At 38.0% G+C, this 17,713-nt stretch carries 22 protein-coding genes; 2 read left to right on the plus strand and 20 right to left on the minus strand.

Annotated elements, in window-relative coordinates:
• Window positions 1–112: 112 nt before the first annotated feature.
• The 15 genes from ACESSZ_RS06040 to ACESSZ_RS06110 form a co-directional block, all read right to left on the minus strand.
• Entirely contained in the window at window positions 113–853 is a 741-nt protein-coding gene (locus ACESSZ_RS06040) for a sugar isomerase domain-containing protein (protein WP_008689551.1), read from the minus strand.
• Between the two features lie 9 nt (window positions 854–862).
• Window positions 863–1,612: a sugar isomerase domain-containing protein gene (locus ACESSZ_RS06045; protein ID WP_008689553.1), complete on the minus strand. Its 750-nt coding sequence runs from the start codon at window positions 1,610–1,612 to the stop codon at window positions 863–865.
• Between the two features lie 63 nt (window positions 1,613–1,675).
• Window positions 1,676–3,601 carry a BglG family transcription antiterminator gene (locus ACESSZ_RS06050; protein WP_120136572.1) on the minus strand — a complete coding sequence of 642 codons (1,926 nt, stop codon included), beginning with the start codon at window positions 3,599–3,601 and terminating at the stop codon, window positions 1,676–1,678.
• A gap of 62 nt (window positions 3,602–3,663) precedes the next feature.
• Complete coding sequence (locus ACESSZ_RS06055; protein ID WP_008689557.1) at window positions 3,664–4,848, minus strand: MalY/PatB family protein; 1,185 nt, start codon at window positions 4,846–4,848, stop codon at window positions 3,664–3,666.
• Between the two features lie 99 nt (window positions 4,849–4,947).
• Window positions 4,948–5,436, minus strand: coding sequence for a PTS sugar transporter subunit IIB (locus ACESSZ_RS06060; protein WP_008689558.1), 489 nt, complete (start codon window positions 5,434–5,436; stop codon window positions 4,948–4,950).
• Between the two features lie 13 nt (window positions 5,437–5,449).
• A complete protein-coding gene (locus ACESSZ_RS06065) occupies window positions 5,450–6,244 on the minus strand; it encodes a PTS system mannose/fructose/sorbose family transporter subunit IID (protein ID WP_008689560.1) in 795 nt (264 codons plus the stop codon).
• On the minus strand, window positions 6,237–7,010 hold the full coding sequence (locus ACESSZ_RS06070; protein WP_008689562.1) for a PTS mannose/fructose/sorbose/N-acetylgalactosamine transporter subunit IIC: 774 nt from the start codon (window positions 7,008–7,010) through the stop codon (window positions 6,237–6,239). Before ACESSZ_RS06070 ends, ACESSZ_RS06065 begins: the two co-directional genes overlap by 8 nt.
• Before the next feature lie 14 nt (window positions 7,011–7,024).
• Window positions 7,025–7,438, minus strand: coding sequence for a PTS sugar transporter subunit IIA (locus ACESSZ_RS06075; RefSeq protein ID WP_008689564.1), 414 nt, complete (start codon window positions 7,436–7,438; stop codon window positions 7,025–7,027).
• A gap of 28 nt (window positions 7,439–7,466) precedes the next feature.
• Window positions 7,467–7,871 (minus strand): PTS sugar transporter subunit IIA, encoded by a 405-nt coding sequence (locus tag ACESSZ_RS06080; protein ID WP_008689567.1) that lies wholly within the window; start codon window positions 7,869–7,871, stop codon window positions 7,467–7,469.
• The gene (locus ACESSZ_RS06085) at window positions 7,858–8,352 is read right to left on the minus strand and encodes a PTS sugar transporter subunit IIB (RefSeq protein ID WP_008689568.1); all 495 of its coding nucleotides are present in this window, start codon (window positions 8,350–8,352) and stop codon (window positions 7,858–7,860) included. Before ACESSZ_RS06085 ends, ACESSZ_RS06080 begins: the two co-directional genes overlap by 14 nt.
• A gap of 160 nt (window positions 8,353–8,512) precedes the next feature.
• On the minus strand, window positions 8,513–9,235 hold the full coding sequence (locus ACESSZ_RS06090; RefSeq protein WP_008689570.1) for a sugar isomerase domain-containing protein: 723 nt from the start codon (window positions 9,233–9,235) through the stop codon (window positions 8,513–8,515).
• Window positions 9,236–9,636: 401 nt separating this feature from the next.
• Window positions 9,637–11,409 carry a recombinase family protein gene (locus tag ACESSZ_RS06095; RefSeq protein WP_499842711.1) on the minus strand — a complete coding sequence of 591 codons (1,773 nt, stop codon included), beginning with the start codon at window positions 11,407–11,409 and terminating at the stop codon, window positions 9,637–9,639.
• 68 nt (window positions 11,410–11,477) lie between these two features.
• On the minus strand, window positions 11,478–11,696 hold the full coding sequence (locus ACESSZ_RS06100; protein ID WP_330412521.1) for an SHOCT domain-containing protein: 219 nt from the start codon (window positions 11,694–11,696) through the stop codon (window positions 11,478–11,480).
• A 337-nt stretch (window positions 11,697–12,033) separates the two neighbouring features.
• A complete protein-coding gene (locus ACESSZ_RS06105) occupies window positions 12,034–12,273 on the minus strand; it encodes a helix-turn-helix domain-containing protein (protein WP_117719003.1) in 240 nt (79 codons plus the stop codon).
• 5 nt (window positions 12,274–12,278) lie between these two features.
• On the minus strand, window positions 12,279–12,689 hold the full coding sequence (locus ACESSZ_RS06110; RefSeq protein ID WP_117719002.1) for a sigma-70 family RNA polymerase sigma factor: 411 nt from the start codon (window positions 12,687–12,689) through the stop codon (window positions 12,279–12,281).
• A gap of 511 nt (window positions 12,690–13,200) precedes the next feature.
• Here ACESSZ_RS06110 and ACESSZ_RS06115 point away from each other — a divergent pair.
• Window positions 13,201–13,551: a helix-turn-helix domain-containing protein gene (locus tag ACESSZ_RS06115; protein ID WP_117719000.1), complete on the plus strand. Its 351-nt coding sequence runs from the start codon at window positions 13,201–13,203 to the stop codon at window positions 13,549–13,551.
• Between the two features lie 106 nt (window positions 13,552–13,657).
• Here the strand turns inward: ACESSZ_RS06115 and ACESSZ_RS06120 are convergent, their stop codons facing one another.
• The gene (locus tag ACESSZ_RS06120) at window positions 13,658–13,996 is read right to left on the minus strand and encodes a hypothetical protein (RefSeq protein ID WP_117718999.1); all 339 of its coding nucleotides are present in this window, start codon (window positions 13,994–13,996) and stop codon (window positions 13,658–13,660) included.
• A 173-nt stretch (window positions 13,997–14,169) separates the two neighbouring features.
• Here ACESSZ_RS06120 and ACESSZ_RS06125 point away from each other — a divergent pair, with 173 nt between their 5' ends.
• Window positions 14,170–14,421 carry a helix-turn-helix domain-containing protein gene (locus ACESSZ_RS06125; RefSeq protein ID WP_117718983.1) on the plus strand — a complete coding sequence of 84 codons (252 nt, stop codon included), beginning with the start codon at window positions 14,170–14,172 and terminating at the stop codon, window positions 14,419–14,421.
• 33 nt (window positions 14,422–14,454) lie between these two features.
• Here ACESSZ_RS06125 and ACESSZ_RS06130 read toward each other — a convergent pair whose 3' ends face one another.
• The 4 genes from ACESSZ_RS06130 to ACESSZ_RS06145 all read right to left on the minus strand — a co-directional run bounded on the left by ACESSZ_RS06130 (window position 14,455) and on the right by ACESSZ_RS06145 (window position 17,630).
• Window positions 14,455–14,886: a winged helix-turn-helix domain-containing protein gene (locus ACESSZ_RS06130; RefSeq protein WP_118031633.1), complete on the minus strand. Its 432-nt coding sequence runs from the start codon at window positions 14,884–14,886 to the stop codon at window positions 14,455–14,457.
• A 42-nt stretch (window positions 14,887–14,928) separates the two neighbouring features.
• A complete protein-coding gene (locus tag ACESSZ_RS06135; RefSeq protein WP_117718997.1) occupies window positions 14,929–16,017 on the minus strand; it encodes a helix-turn-helix domain-containing protein in 1,089 nt (362 codons plus the stop codon).
• 115 nt (window positions 16,018–16,132) lie between these two features.
• Window positions 16,133–16,339, minus strand: coding sequence for a FeoB-associated Cys-rich membrane protein (locus tag ACESSZ_RS06140; protein ID WP_306793671.1), 207 nt, complete (start codon window positions 16,337–16,339; stop codon window positions 16,133–16,135).
• On the minus strand, window positions 16,278–17,630 hold the full coding sequence (locus ACESSZ_RS06145) for a radical SAM protein (protein ID WP_117718995.1): 1,353 nt from the start codon (window positions 17,628–17,630) through the stop codon (window positions 16,278–16,280). The genes ACESSZ_RS06140 and ACESSZ_RS06145 overlap by 62 nt, the downstream gene beginning before the upstream one ends.
• Window positions 17,631–17,713: the final 83 nt, after the last annotated feature.

Raw genomic sequence — 17,713 nt, forward strand, 5'->3', positions numbered from 1 at the left:
TAATAAAAGAAGCGGAAATAACTTAAAAAAGCATCTTATAATGGGTATTACAAGATGCCAGTGCGAATCTTACTATCGTCAGGGTTTCATAGATTCTTATGTTATGCTATGACTACATATAAAAAATCTGATCCTTATATTTTTCGATGAGCGCTTTATTGAACGCATCTCCGCCATCAACATTCGCCGAATGAAAAATCGGCGGTTCTATCTGTTGCTTTAATAACTTTTCTACAACTTGAATGACCAAACTGTTAATGATGGCAGCTCCCGTTATTGTAGAAGTAGGCGCTACTTTCTGCTTCATACCATCCATCAACATGCAGGAATCTTCAAAATCCCCGCAATTATCAATTACGATATCGGCGATTTGATATAAGTTTTTTCCACATGCATGACGACTTTTGACCTGTTTGGAATATGTGACATTGGTGATGGCGATTACCGCAATTCCTTTTTTCTTCGCTTCCAATGCCATATCAATGGCGATTGTATTTCTACCTGAGACAGAATGAATGATCAATACATCATGCGCTTTCATCTTACTATTATCTGCTAAGATCTTACCATATCCAGCCAAGCGTTCCATTTGCGATGTCTGAATGATCGGCCGTACATCTAGCATGACTTCTCTTGGTAAAATAGGATTTACCACTACCAGACCGCCTGTACGATAAAACATTTCCTGTGCCAAAATACCGGCATGAGATGCCCCAAAAATAAAAATGCTATGTTGTTGTTTTATCGTTTCCACAAGCAAATCACTTGCCTGCTGTACATAAACATCTTGCTCATTGGCAATTGCATGCAAAAGTTCTATCACATGCTCAATATACAATTTGCTATTTTCCATAAACAGCTCCTATAAATTACGAATGCGATAAAAATACTTATCGACTAATTGATCATTATGATCTGCACATTCCGGTTTCATAAATGCCATATGCCCATTGTAATACACATCCGGTTCCATGCCTTCTTCAACCAATAATTCAACCATCTGCACCAAAACAGCATTTTGCAAATATACTGAAGGTATCGTACTGGTAGCGCCAACCTTCATATCAAAGCCTTCAATCGCAACTGCGGCATCCCCAATCAAAGAGCAATTATCCAATACAACATCGGCAATGTCCTTTAATTTTACTCCGTCTTTATGCTTCGTTTTTAAATAATCACTATATGCACATGCTGTAATGCCAATCACCGGTATCCCCTTTTCCTTTGCTCGCAGTGCCGCATCTACCGGCGCAATATTGTTTCCGGAATTAGAAATGATGATCATACAGTCTTTAGGGGTAATACGATGGTAATCTACCATTAACTTCCCGATACCATATGTATTTTCAATGTGATAACTTTTGGTTATTTCGAAGCTGCCGGTTGCACTTTGTTCCAATAAAGCACAATAATTAGCCGGTGTAGCGGCTCTCCAAAACGCATCATCCGTAACTAAATGTGAATGACCTGTACCAAAACCATAAATAATACCGCCGTTCTTTGTTGTATTGGCAAGTATTTTCGCCGCCTGCATAATATTTTCTTCCTGTGTATCCAATACCTTTTGTACTACATCTTGCATTGTCAAAAAATAATTTTTCCAAGCCTTCATGATATCCTCCTTTTGTTCTCATGTTTTTCTCTGCATGGTTTTATGCTGCATGCAGTAAGTAACTTATAGACGACTGTTATCTAAACTTTCGATTAATTCTTGATAATCCTGATTTTTCGCATAATATGTAATGCGTGTCTTTACATCAGCCCAGTTTGATATTAAATGATACATATGATGTACCATTTCTTTATCACTTTCTGCATTCATATTCATAAAAAAGATATAACGCACATGCTGCTTTTCCCATAGCATATGATTTTTAAGACTTAAAAACGCAATAAATGGCGTATGGTAATCATAGCGGGAATGCAAACAGATGATGTCATTTCCAACTTCATTTCCTAAATGATAAATACCGTTTACCAATTTCGTAGCTTCCGCTTCCCCCCACATAGCTGCCAAGAGCTTTTCTAGCTCCTTGTACACATCTTGTTTATTTTTACACAACAACCCTTCTTGATATAAAGAAGGCAGCAAATATTTGCGGATAGAACAATTGATATCATATTCACTCTTTAATAACGATAAAATCTCATGGTAATAAAATTCTACCTTTCCCTGTATATATACAACCGGTACTTTACTGCTTGGCATAATAGGGATAGTCGTTATTACAATATCATTGTGTTGAAAAGAGAAATTTTCCAATTCTATGACATCACAAGTAACAATATCATCAATAAAGCCTTTAAAATTTTCATTCAGCGTATTCAGCGTCATGATCATTTCCGGTCTGCCATAACCACTTACTAATATTAAACGTTTCTTGATTCGGCTCTGATAACGATTTAAGGCTAGATTGAAATATAGTACCAGATACCCAAATTCATTATGGTCTATTTCAATCTGTAATTCCTCTTCAATCACATCAACAGCTTCCAACGTTAGCTCCACTGCAAATTGATAACGCCGATTATTTTCCAATAATAATGGATTCCGTAAAGTCAATTGCAGGCGAATACGCTCTGCCATGGATGGAATATGCAGCTTTAAGAATTCATATATCTCCGTATCCTTTTTGAAAGATATGGCGAAGCGCTGCTCAATACGTTTGAATACCTTTTGTAATAAAGCATCCATATAGGATAAATCAAATTTGCGGATATCTTCATTTCCCATCACTGTCTTAGATAAGATATGCATCGTTAGATAAATCGTTTCATGTTCAGGCAAAATGATATTCATCTGCTCTTCCAACATTTGCTTCAATTCTATGGCAGCTTTGTACGCTTTATGTTCTTTCATCTGCTGCATTACAGCGTCATCAAAACGAACATATTGATAAAATTTACAACGACGAAGCTCTATAACGATATGTATGACCATATTTTGAATAGAAACATCTGAGAAATGAATGTTATGTTTATTTAAAACATGCAATAGTGCCTCTCGTATATAACGTATCTCATTTTGATTATATTCACTGGAAAACATCACATTGTTTTGAACAAAGAAATCTTGCATCTTATCTTGAAAGAAAAAATCATTGATACAAATACGTTTCTGAATTTCACTTCCTTCTACGATGATTCCATTGTTGTTTGATTGAACGATGATAAGGTGATAATTATGTAATAAACGTTTCACTTCTTTAATATCCAAAGAAATCGTATTGCGGCTTACGTATAGTTCATCCGCTAGATCATCTAATTTTATCGGATAATCTAAAGATAAAAGCTTTCGGATGATATATATGGAACGTTCTTTTTGCGTATGCGGAAACTGCCGAGGCGATTCACTCTGGATACGATTCTTGATAGGTAAAAAAGCTTCTTCATTCAAGATATGCAACCGATAGCCTACACCACGTTTAATTTCTAATTCAGCACCATAGGCTGTTAATTCCATCTTTAAACCTTTTAATGTACTCTTAATGGTTCGTACACTGATATCCATTTGATCCGCCAGTTGTTTACTGGTGATATAATCTTGGGTATCCTTGAGAATACGGATGATACCTTTTAATCGCTCATTTAACAATATCATATTTCTCCTCCTGCTTTTTCCATAAATATCCTGCTGTTTGGATATTCAAAATTAAGAGTACATTATAGATACCTGTTCTTTTTCAACCAGGCATAAATGCGCAACATACCCTCTTTTAGCGTTTCTCTTGGGCAGGCAACATTCACACGCTGATATGCTCCATATGCTTTTCCAAAACCAATTCCCGGCTGTAATTCTACATGCGCTTCAAATTTCAGGCGTTCAGCAAAGTCTGCCGGTACCTGCAATGCAGAAAAATCAAGCCAAGCTAAATAGGTAGCCTGAGGAATTTCATATCTTACCAATGGCATAGTATTGGCAAGAAATTCCTTTAAGAACAGAAAGTTATCATAAATGTATGCACAGCACTCCTCCCTCCATTGATCCCCCTTTGTATATGCTGCAATCAAAGCCTCAATACCAAAAATATTGATGCTAGATAAACCGCTTGCTTTCGCTACGGATGCAAATGTTTCTTGTAACACCGCATTTTTAACAATTGCATACGATATTTTTAATCCGGCTAAATTAAACGTTTTGGTTGGTGCACCTAACAGAATCAAATTGTCATGATATGCACATCGGCATTTTAACGCACTCACATGATGTTGATTCGGCATGATGATATCCGCATGAATTTCGTCAGATACTACCCATACATTATAGCGCTTACACAGTTTCATTACATTGTTAATTTCTTCCAATGTATAACACTGCCCCGTTGGATTGTGTGGGTTGCATAAAATAAACATACGAATGGATGCATCTTTTTTCAAACATTCTTCAAAATGCTGCAAATCCATGTGCCATCCGCCTTGTCCATGTTGTAAAGGATTATAAACGACTTCTCGTTGTAAACTTTTTGGTATATTAAAGAAAGGCGGATATACCGGAGGTTGTACGATTACCTTTTCATCATGTTTTACTAACATATCAATCAACGTATAAAAACCATATACAACGCCTGTATTGAAGATGATTTCTTCTTTTCTCACCTCCACATCATGCTGTCGTTTTTCCCATTGTATGATAGCGTCATACAATTCCTTTGGAGGATCTGTATAACCATATATCGGATGCGCTGCCCGTTTTCTTATTGCTTCACTCACTTCAGGCAGACATTCAAAATCCATATCCGCAACCCATAAAGGAATCACATCTTCTTCTATTTGATAACGGCTCTTATAACGATCCCACTTGGTACAACTGCTGTTCAAACGTGATTGGGCTTTATCGAATTGATACATTTCATCACTCTCCTTTTCTTACATCCGGTTTACGATGCTTTATTTGGTATTATGCAGAATAGGATAGAAAACATCACAGAAGCTGTGATGTTTTCATACTCATAATTTATTAATCAGCTCCATTAGATCATCATCTGCATTATCTGGTACCTGTTTGCCGGTAAGTTTTACACCACGTCGTGACAATTCTTGAAAATCTTTAATTTCTTCATCTGTTACATTGATACTTTTTTTCACATTTCGCGTTCCATCACGCGCTGGAAGATTTCCAACATTGATTTCTTGAACCTCTACGCCATGATCCATCATACGCAAGATATCTTTAGGTCTGCGTACGACCAAAATGACACGCTGACCTTCATATTTACCACTTACTAAATTTTTTGTAGCTTTTTCGATATTCAATAACGATGATTTTAAACCTGCCGGAACAACTAAACGTAACGCTGCTTTTTGAACATCATTTTCATACATGACATCATTCGCCACCATGATTCTTGTCGCGTTTACAGCATTACACCAATATACCGCTACCTGACCGTGAATCAAACGATCATCAATACGAACATGTACCAAACCTTTTGTCATAACACTACCTCCATCAGCCTAAAATGCCGGCTACACTACAGACAATTCCCAAAATCATCACAAAGATAATAGCTTTAAAAGATGTCATTCCCTTTCTATTTAATAATGTATACACCAATGCTACTAATAAAACCGGAATCAATGAAGGCATAATTTGATTTAAGATGTTTTGTAGTTCCATTTTAACTTCGCCGCTTTTAAAGACAAATGGTACATTGGCATTTACAACACTAGGTATCAAAGCTCCTACGACCGTAAGTCCTAAGATACTTGCAGCTTCTGTTACTCGATTCATCTTGTCCCCAAGATTTTGAATTAGTTTTGTCCCTTCACGATAACCGATACGAATAAATTGACCTCGCAAAGCAACACGGATACAACCCCAAATCAAATACATGATAATCCCGATAGGATTTCCTTCTAATGCCATATAAGAACCAATAGAGAAGAAGATCGTATTGGCAATCACACCGAATAAAGTATCCCCGATACCGGCAAGTGGTCCCATCAAACCAGTTTTGATGGCGGATACAGCTTCTAAAGCTTCGATTCCTTCTTTTTCTTCCATTGCGATATCTATACCGAGTATGATTTCCGCAAATTCTTGATGAGTATTAAAGAATTGTAAATGTGTATTCAGTGCTTTTTTCATATCCTCCTGCTCAGGATACAATTTTTTTAATACAGGTATCATAGAGAAACAATATCCCAAACCTTGCATCTTTTCATAATTCCATGCTGCCTCACCTAATAACAACCAGCGATATCTAACTTTTTTAATGTCTTGTTTTGTAATTGGCTCATTCATCTTCATCAGCTCCTTCCATAACGGATGTTAATTCTTTTTCGCCACTTCTGCGATATGCCAATAATGCCAGAGCAGCACCGACTAAAGCAACTCCCAACATAGGAATACTCATGTATGCAGATAGAACAAAACCGATTATCAAATATGCTGTATATTTTTTGGTAGGAAGATATTTCAACAAGATAGCAATACCAACAACTGGTAATAATCCTCCGGCAACTTTTAAGCCATCACCTAACCAATCCGGGAAGTAAGCAACAAAATTTTGTACTAATTCACTGCCTAGCAGTAAACATAAGAATACTGGTATTGCTCTTGAGAATCCCCAACAGAAGATACCAAGGACATTCATCCGTTCAATGCCTTTTATATTACCGCTTTCCATATAACGATCCGCACGGTGTTGAAAGAACGTATTCGCAAAACGAGCAAATACATCAAGCTGAACCAATAACATTCCAACCGGTACAGCCAAACCGATACCGAACTCCACACCTTTGCCACTGATCGTACCCAATGCCGTACCAATTAAAGCAGCAGACATGAAGTCCGGAAGTGATGATCCCCCAAAATTAGAAACACCTAAAACCATCAATTGTAAGGTTGCCCCTACAGTGAGTCCAAAGCTCAGATTCCCCATGACCACACCGGCAAAACAGCCGGCAATTAAAGGTCTGTTTAAACCAAAATCCATATGAATTGCATCGTTTATAGCAATAAATGCATAAAGCGATAACAATATAATTTGTAGAAAATTAATTTCCATTTCCTTTTTCTCCTTTACTCGTCTTCCATATTTTGTTTTGTTTTCAGTAATAACTCATTCACATTAATCACATTTTCTTTTGCAACGGAAATGAGATTGTCCACAATTTGTGATAATTCCCCATTTCTTTGTAAATACGCTTCCATAACAAGAGGCAGGCTGATGCCGGCTATTAAATAACTCTTTTTTGAACTGGAAAATAACTGCGTAATAGCACTGCGGCAAGGTGAACCGCTGTAGATATCTGCTAATACGAGCAATGGCATAGAATTTTGCCAATGGATACAGGTGTGAATTTTCTTTTCCAAATCTTCACTTGAATCATCCTCTTCAAGTGCGCAGTATGTTATATCCGGTTCCTCACCTAAAATCATTTTCATCGTCTGATGATACCCCTCTGCTAAAGCACCATGCGATAGTATCAGCATCTCGTACAAGTGCCTCTCTCCTTCCTGTTTATTCTTCATCATCTATTCGTTTGCGAACATTTACGATATCTTCTACAGCTGTTTTTTTCACGACAGCAGCCAATGTCTTTACATCATAATTTAAGCTTTCACGAATGGCACTAATCAACATTACCAGATTCATACCCGTAATAACCTCTACCTGTGGATATTGCAAGGATAATGCAGCTATGCGTGTTGTCGCCCCGGACAGCAAATCGGTTAAAATTAAGACAGCGGCGTGATGCGATATAAAGTTTTCTACTTTTTTGTGAACATCGTTTATATCATCATCCGCATAAAGTCCGATAACATGGACTTGCTGCTCAATTTTTATAAACATGGAGGCACTATCCAATAACTCTTTGCCGATGTTTCCATGTGTTACGATCAAGATCGTATTATCCTGTTCCATGTCTGACCTCACTTAGATCTATCAATTGTTCCTTTTCTGCAGGTATTTGACGAATTTCCAACTTAACACCTTTGTTCATGAGCCGCTGACAAATTTCAATATCTTCCTTGCGCAAAATCACAAAACGATTCAATACTATGGCTTCTTTATCTGATTTATTGCGGTAACCACCCACATTAATAGAGTGAATCGTAGGTAATATCTCATGAAGCTGCCAAGCATCACTGAAATTTTCAACGATGACCATCACGCGATCATCATTTTCTAAGGCATCTAATAAAGCATCTCGGCATGCAGCAAGTTCATAAAACAGCAGTTCAACATTTTTAGGCTTCGCTAAATTCAATGTGACTTTAGAAAATTCATCATTCTCCACTTCATCATTGATGATAAAAATTTTGTCAATATGATAAAAGGATGTCCAGCTTTGTGCAACCTGTCCATGCAACAGGCGATCATCTACACGCAATACTTTGATCATGTGCTACCTCCTTCGCTTTTCATATCACTACTTCGGAAAAGATCGTTTTCTCCATTTAAAATATAACGTTTCCACTATTATTTTAAGATAGATTAGGTTACAGCGATATGTAAATCGTTGCACCTATATTCGTGCAAATTTTATTATGACGCATGCTATGTTAGTAAAGACGTGTATACTTTTGATAAAGGTCATCGTTAATGTTTTGCTTTGCTAATCCGTTTAGACTGATAAAGACAGGTGGAGTTCCTCCTTTTTCAGCAATATATTGTGCTGTTAACACACTGATTGCCTGAACGATGAACGTATTCGCAATCGAGGAGGTTGGCATCATAGCAACATTACATCCTTCTACCGCTAAACAGGCATCACCTAATTCTCCGCAGTTATCAATCACAATATCCGCGATATCCATCAGCTTCTTACCGCTTTTTGCTCGTGATGTCGTTGCCGAAGAATGCTTGATGCTAGTAATCGCAATGACACGAGCACCTTTTTCTTTTGCACATTGTGCCAATTCAACCGGATATGCATTACGCCCCGAATTTGAAGCAATGACAAGAACATCATCTTTTGTAATATGGTAAAGTTCACAAAGAATCGCTGCATAGCCGGATAATTTTTCGATATAAGAACTTTTGGTAGGATGTTCCGTCATGGTCAATTCATTGGTAAGGATGGGTACCGTAAACGCTAACCCTCCGGCACGGCCATAAAATTCTTCACAAACCGTATGAGAATGCCCACTGCCACTGACAAAAAAGGTATGTCCATTTAGGAAGGCTTCTGCAATCCATTGCGCGCTTTGCTCAATGGCAGTTTGCTGCGTGGATTGAATTTTTTTGACGACCTGTATACCGGTTTCAAAAATTTTCTGATACATTCATTCATCTCCTTTCTGCCCTTATTGTAAGAAGAGAGCAATATTTTTCACATATAAAAAAATGCACGTTTTATGGTGCAGGGAAAAATGACAAAAAAATGCACCATGCATAGGTGCAGAATTATTTTGGATAAATGCGCATATAGCTTAAAATTATCTACTAATATGCCTTCGATATGAAAATTATGTAGGATCATCAACGTTTTTTCACTTATGGTGGGTGCAAATTCTCTCCTACTATGGCGCACTAACCTTTTTATGAATCAATTCGATTTACATAAAAAGGCCCTTGTTTTTCAAAATACAAACTTACAATTTTGATTATCAATATATGCCTTTAGAAGAATCAGGCAAATTCTCATAGTCTATTACGCAGATACCTACTATCTATTTTTATTTATTTACGTCTTTCTTTTCGTCTTAATAACGTTACTGTTTCCACATGTGTTGACACTAACATCGGAACACACACCCTTTATCTCGTCACTTATATCGGAACACATTTTTTTCACTTTGTCTCCGATACCCGTTGACTTTCCAAACCTCTCCTTTGCGTTTCCAATTTCGTTTTTAAATCCTGTTTTATATATGAAAGTAACTTTATAGGGATCCTTATTTCCATCTTCATCATAGCCACCGACTATAACTTTTTCAACTATACTCTCAAATATTCCTCTATCAAATTCTTCTAGCACTTCATTATGTGAGAGTGCTTTTTTGAAATCCGAAAGCCTCCTTTGCAATGAACTCTTTTCATCTGACTGCTGACGTAAATATTGCAGCTTTGCTTTTGCATTAGTCAACTCTGTTTTCAGTCCAACGTCTGTTTCCTCATAAATATCCTGTTCAACGACTCCACCTAAATAGTTATCCAGTAGTTTTTTTCTCTTTGAAGAAACCTTCTCAATGCTTTTTTCTAACTTATGAATCTGATCTTCAACCGAACTTTCTCCAAGCGCCTTTTCAGTTCGCTTTAAAAATTCTTCTAGGACATCTTTATTATCGTTGCAAAGCATCCTATAAGACTCAACAAACGCTTCCTCTATTACCTGTTCCGGAATACCCTTACTATCAGGACAAAATCTTTTTCCTTCCTTCGTTGACTTAACACACTGCCATATTGTCTTTTTATATTTAGAACTACTATGCCAGCGTCTGCGTGAAAGATTAGAACCGCAAAATCCACATTCCACCATACAACTAAATGCAAACTGTCTGCTGAACTTCTCACGTTTCCCCGGAATGACATTATGCTTTCGGTTCCCATTTCTTCGGTTTCTTATTTCCTGCGCCCGTTCAAATTGTTCTTCTGTAATAATCGGCTCGTGATGATTATGTATATAATACCGATCTTCCTCGCCAAGATTCTCTAAACGTCTTTTAGAAATCGGATCAACCGTAAAGGTTTTTCCTAACAAAATATCACCTTTATATTTTTCGTTATTGATAATTCCCATGATACTGGATGAAGTCCAGGGATTTCCCCGGATTGTTAAATTACCCTGTTCATTCAGTTCTCTGGCTATCATAGTGCTACCGGCTCCTGCCACATATCTATCAAATATATAGCGAACAACTTCAGCACCTTCCTCATTGATTGAAATAGATTTTGTTTCAATATCATAATCGTATCCCAAACATCCCTGAAAGCCTACCAACTCCCCTCGCTTCATTTTCATCTTTAAGCCTTTTTTTACATAAGCAGATGTATTTTCAACCTCCTGCTGTGCAACGGAACTTAAAATAGTCATTAGAAATTCACCATCTTTTAATGTGTTGATTTTCTCAACTTCAAAATAAACAGCAATATTTCTCTCTTTTAACATACGGACATATTTCAGCGTATCCAATGTGTTTCTGGCAAATCTCGGAAGGCTTTTAGCAATGACCATATCAATCTTACCATCCATACAATCCTGAATCAGCCTTTGAAATTCATCCCGCTTATCTACCTTTGTTCCTGTAATTGCTTTATCAGCGTATATACCCGAAAAAATCCAGTCTTTATTATTCTGAATTAACTCCGTATAATGCGTAACCATTGAATTATAACTTTTTATCTGATCTTCATCATCCGTACTTACCCGGCAGTATGCCGCAACTCTTAACCGCTCAATCTTTCGTCTGGCAGAACCGTCAAATGGATCATTTGCCTTAATCAATTCAACTTCCATTTTCGTCCTCCTCTTTTTGTGTTCCTATCGTAGTGTTGATTATATTATAATGCAGCACACTTGTCTCGTCAAGCGGTAATGTTAGATATAATGCCATAATCTTTCATTAATTTTTTTTGTATGATTTGATATTCGTTTTCACTAATCAATTTTTTAGAAAGCAACTGCTTTAACATAGATAGCTGCATACTATACCGCAACAATTTCTTATCATCCATGTAAATCGGATTACCCCTTTCTGCTAAATAATAAATGTCCTGCAGGCGGTTGCCAGGTAACAACCTCATTGGAATCTCACCATCCTCTCGGACCGAAGCAGCTTATCTTCGGAAGTATCATTATTAAAAACAGTATCCTCGCACAAAATTCCCGTAACTTTGCCTGTAATCGAATATTTCTCGCTCGTACCTTTACTTCAACACCGGTATCGGTATTTCATCGTTTTCAATGTCCAGTAACTTTGCGACACGATGTCGCAAAGTATCAGACACAGATAGTCATGGCGTATCCGTCACACAGCTCCACTGTTTTCGTGTCCTGCAGGATAAAATATGCACTTGTCAAGGTACAGTGCTTCATAATCTTTTGCATGGGCGAAAAGGGGATAATTCCCATGCACAAGTATTAAAGCTGAATCTCAAAACTCAAAATCTTTGTTATTAGCTTCGTTTCCATCCGCCGTTTCATATATTCATCAATCCCATACTTTATCTGCCCGGATTCATCTATAAACTTCCTCCTGCATCTGCTGTTAATGTATGGTTGAAAATAGTCAACAATCTGGTTAATAGCCACAACATCCCCTGCAACGGCCGCTTCAATAACCTCAAACGCAACCGGCTCTTTCTTTTTTCTGTTTCGCATATGTATCACTCCAATATTTTCTTTAATAAACGCAGAGAATCCGCTTTATGATAATGTACGGTACTCTGCACAAGATTCATGCACTCGGCTATTTCTTTCTCCGTCATATCCAGAAAATATGCCATAAGAATTATCTTGCGTTTCTTTTCTGGCAAACGGTACAGCGCATTGCTGATAGCTTCGTCTCTGACAGGCACTTCCATACCCATAATCTGAAAATAATCACTTTCTGGAATTTCATCATAAGAACAAAACTGATTTAAAATACTTTCTCCGAGATCAGAAAAATTGATTTCCTGTTCCCAGAGTCTGTCCAGTTCTTCCAGATAGTTCAGTGCTTCGCCATTCAAAACCTCAATACAATATTTACTGAATTTCCTTCGCACAATATCCTGTTCCTGCTTTGTCAGCTTCAAGGGAGATCACCTCCCTTCCGCCTGAAAGCCGTTCTCGAAAACATTCGACTGCCCCCTTTGTTGCGTGGACAGTCATTTTTCCCGGAAAAATCGAAAAATCAAAAAATTTTTCAAAAAAATTTCCGTATATATAAAATGCGCCCTGACGAGCTATTGCCCATCGGACGCACTTTATAACTAATTCACTTATTACCCCCGTTTCAACATAGGTTTTTACCATAGGTACAAGGGTGTATAACAGAGCAACATTGATTAAGATTTTTTTGGTTGTGTACCTGATAAACGGCATAATCGCCGCCTGAATCTCTCTCTATAAACCACTCTGTTCTCCGGCAAAATCCCGGAAACAGAAAAAGAGTATTCAAATAGCCCTTTCCGGAATCTTGTTTTTTTTATCCGAAAAAGGATTGAATACTCTTTCTAGGGTTAAACCCCTCTGAAATACCAAGCTCATACCCTTTTCACTTTTCAAATACAGGGTAATACACTATATTTATGGAGGTGAATTAACATGGATATTCCCAAGACACTCTTTGCAACGATGGTAAAAAATGCCCGGATGGATCGACACTGGACACAGGAAGAACTTGCAGAAAAACTCGGCGTGTCATCTACTTATTTGGGAGATTTGGAACGCCATAAGGGTACTCCAAGCCTGCCGCTGTTTTGTAAAGCCATGCGATTACTGAATCTTTCCGCAGATGATTATGTTTATCCAAACGGAAATAGGAATAATTCTACATATAAACAGCTACTCCGTTTGCTGACGCACTGCAACGAACATCAGCTTCAAGTTCTTCTGGCAACTGCCACCGCTCTATTGCAGCCTGTTCCAGACGCCAGTAATGATGTTAAGGAATAATTCTTGACAAAGTTTGTTGAAGTTCTGATAACTCCTGATATTCACTTATAAAAAAGAATGGAAAAGGCTCAATCCTTAACTATTTGGAGAGAGCCTTTTTATCTGATTATTTTTTCACTTTTGCAATTATCTGTTCTATATTTGGATTACTATTCAACATTCCCAATCCGGCTAATAGCTGAATACAATCCACATATCCCTGACAATACGCCCGTTCTTCTTCCATAAACGCCTGATGCTGCACAACTTCTAAATAAACTTCCACCTGTTTTCTCTGCGCTGCGCCCAATCTTTTCAGTTCCACCTCAAAGTTTACCTTTTCTTTTTTTCTAAGCTGTTCCGCTTCCTCTAACTCTGGAAAATGAAGATACGTTTTTCTGTTCACATTCCCACAACGGAGATCATTCAAAAACGCTCCTATTTCACTCCATACTTCATTTTGCATATCAATACGCTCCTTTCGATTTCCGGCATTTCCGTCATGCCGTCCTATCATTATTGTGACCGTTCTATAATAATTCAGTATATTTTTTCTGAAACTTCACCTTTAGAAGTATATTAGCATCTCAACTCGGTAAAATCAATTATTATACTTCAACTTTAGAAGTGAGGGATAGCATGAAAATATACTGGAATGGACAGTCAAAAAATATTATCGGAACTAGGGTAAAAGAATTGCGAAAAGCACAAGGCATTTCTCAAAAGACGCTGGCCGCACGATTACAAACAGAAGGATTTGAATTTACAGATTTAACAATCCTTAGAATAGAACAAGGAAAACGGTTTGTGCCAGATTATGAGATTGTTGCGATTGCGAACTACTTTCATATATCAACAGATTATCTTTTAGGTCTTACCGATACAAAATAAGCGGCTCTGTCTCTCAGAATTGACAGATGCCGCTTATTTTCGTTTTATCGCATTATTAAATTTATATCCTATTCCCCACACAGTCAAAATATAGATAGGTCTTGACGGATCAGGTTCTATTTTCTTTCGTATTCTCCGAATCAAACTCATCACATTGTCCTCTGCTCCATAATAGGGTTCTTTCCACACCTGGTTGTATATTTGCTCTTTAGAAAATACTTGTCCGGGGTACTGTGCCAGCAAATATAGGATTTCAAACTCATAATTAGTCAGTTCAATACTTTCCCCATCTCTCTCTACCATCCGGTATTTTGTATCTATCACCAAGTTATCATATCTCAAGCAGCTATCATTAGGAAAAGTATTCAGCACTTTTATATGGCTTTTTGATTTTAGAAACGAAAGCAACTCATCAAATGTTATTTCCTCTTTATCGTCAAATGCAGCTATTAACACTTTTCCCACACAAGCTCGCCTTCCTTTTACACATTAAAAAAAACATATTTATTACTCCAGTACACTCGCTGTATTAATAACACCACCTCCATCAAAGCGTGCTTCGTCCTGTTTCCGATATTCTGCGGGTGTTATTTTCATTACATCCCGAAAAGCTGTCGCAAATTTACTCTGATTCTCATATCCTACCTGATTTGCAACTTCCGCTATCGTTGCCCGTGTCTGCCGAAGTAAAATCGCCGCTTTCTTCATTCTATATTCTTTCATATAACTTCCAATGGGCTGACCATAAATTCCTTTAAATGTACTTTTTAACGTAGCGGTATTGATTAGAAATTCTTTTGAAAGTCCCTCAATCGTTGGTCTTTTCTGCAAATCAGAAATCAACTTTTTATGTATCTCTTTTACAATTTCCACATGAGGTGACGTATACTGTTCTCTCTGCTTCTCCTTTGCCGCATCTACCATATAAAGAAATAACAACAATTCCTGCACTTTTAGCTTCATATACGGTTTTTGCAAGCAATCCGGTACAAAATACAGTTCCGAAAAAATATGCTCAATTTCATCTTTTGCCCGCATGATAAAGCAATTTCCAGACGCACAGAACTTATCCCGAAATTCCATAATATCAATACCTGCCTCCTCCAGAATTGCTGGAGGATTTTTGGAAACTGTTTCCAGGTTAATCACCACAGAAATTCCACGATAATGTTTTAGTGGAAACGACATTTCCGAAGCACAGTTGTCCATTGTATGGATAGACAAATCTCCCTCTCCCAAATACAGGCAGGAACCACTTAACAGGCGGCTCCCCTCACGTCCTTCCCTACAATGGTTGATTTCCAAAATATTCTTGTCAAAAATACCTTCCCACTCATATTCCGTTGCTTCAAAATCATTATAGATAAGCTGTATACCCGGAAATGCCTGATAAACCGTCATAAGTCCTAACCCATCGGCACAGTCCATTTTGTAAACGGTACAATAACCATCGTTGTCTTTCGGAATAACCTCTGATAATCCCTTCATCTTTGACATTGTTTCTATGTTCATGTTTTTCCCTTCTACTATCTGACTGCTATTAATCTGTTCTGCCAGTAACCTTCTGGCATCTTTTATTATAAACTTTTTCTTCATTCCATACCGCTCCAATCAGTAGACTTTTCGCTCCATTTAGAATTATATTCCAAATCTAACAGATGTGCAAATATGGAACAGAGCCGACACTTAAAAGCATCGGCTCCTGACAAATTTATTTACTGCAATATTTTTTTCCAACGCATCCAGAACAACTCCCGCTGCAGCAAGAACCGTTTTTACGGCTCCGGCGGATTTTTCGGATAGCCCATATTGCATAAGCGATAACTCCTATAACAATAATTCCCGTAATGACCATCTTAATCTCCTTTCCCGCTGACCGCCCACAATTCGTCTGCGGCAGGTTTCCAATGCTCCGCATATAATTCACACTTATCGCACAGATGATCTACCGTTTCCGGTGACTGCAAATCTGTAGATTTTGCTCCAGTACGCTTTACCATTTCCCGCAGAATCTGCGGATTTTCCAGCATCGGGCAAGGACGCAGCATATTCTTGTTAAATGGCTGCCCGTCATGGTATGCCATAAAAATCGGACTTTTTAATGCCTCCAGCAAGCTGCATTCATGGATATTCACATTAGAATAATGGATAAACACACACGGCTCCACATCCCCGGCAGCATTGATATGTAAATAATTCCTGCCTCCGGCAATGCAGCCGCCTACATATTCCGCATCATTCTGAAAATCCATACTAAAGATCGGCTTTGTATTCCGAAACTCCCTAACCCGCTCATAGACCATCTTTCTCTGCTCCGGTGTAGGCAGAAGCTGTGGTACCGCTTCATTGCCAACGGGCATATAGTGGAAAAACCACACAAACATTGCTCCCATTTCAATCATCATATCGAAAAACTGTTCACTGCTGATGTCTGCATAATTGGCACTGGTATAACAGGTAGAAATTCCAAAAGGCAGCTTATGTTTCCGAAGTAAATCCATAGCGTGCATAACCTTTTCAAAAACCCCTTGTCCTCTGCGTCCATCATTCGCCTGCTTAAATCCTTCCAAACTGATTGCAGGAACAAAATTCTTTACACGCAGCATTTCCCGGCAAAAATCCTCGTCAATCAAAGTACCATTTGTAAAAGAAAGGAACTCACAGTCAGGGTGTCGCTCGCAAAGCGTAATCAGGTCTTTTTTGCGAACCATCGGTTCCCCGCCTGTGTAAATATACATATAGGTTCCCATCTTTTTCCCCTGCCTGATAATATCATCAATAGTTTCCAGACTAAGATTCAGCTTATGCCCGTATTCTGCCGCCCAACACCCGGTACAACGCAGATTGCACGCCGAAGTCGGATCTAACAGAATCGCCCACGGAACATTACAATTTTCCTTTTTCCGTACCTCATTTTGAATGGCAGAACCTTTTAATGCAGAATTGACAATGAAGTTCTGGAAAAAAGTCTTTCGTACACCTACATCCAACTGATAGACTTTCATAATCAACTGATACCAATTTCCTTTTTCTTCGATTGCCTTTCGGAACGCCGCCCGCTGTCCCTCATACCATCCATCCGGCAGTGCCTGATCCATAAGTTTCATTGCTTTCGGAATATTTTCTTCCGGATTCTTTTCCAGATATTCCAATGCCGTATGAATTGCCGCCGAAAAAGCTGTGTTTCTTACTAAATCCACAATACTCATCTTAATCCTTCTGCTGACCGCTTCATCATTCGTCAACTTTTCCTTTCATTTTTTTCAAAAATCTTTTGCCAATCATTCCTGTT

The organism is Eubacterium sp. 3_1_31 (assembly GCF_964249515.1).
Lineage (GTDB): Bacteria > Bacillota_I > Bacilli_A > Erysipelotrichales > Erysipelotrichaceae > Longicatena > Longicatena caecimuris.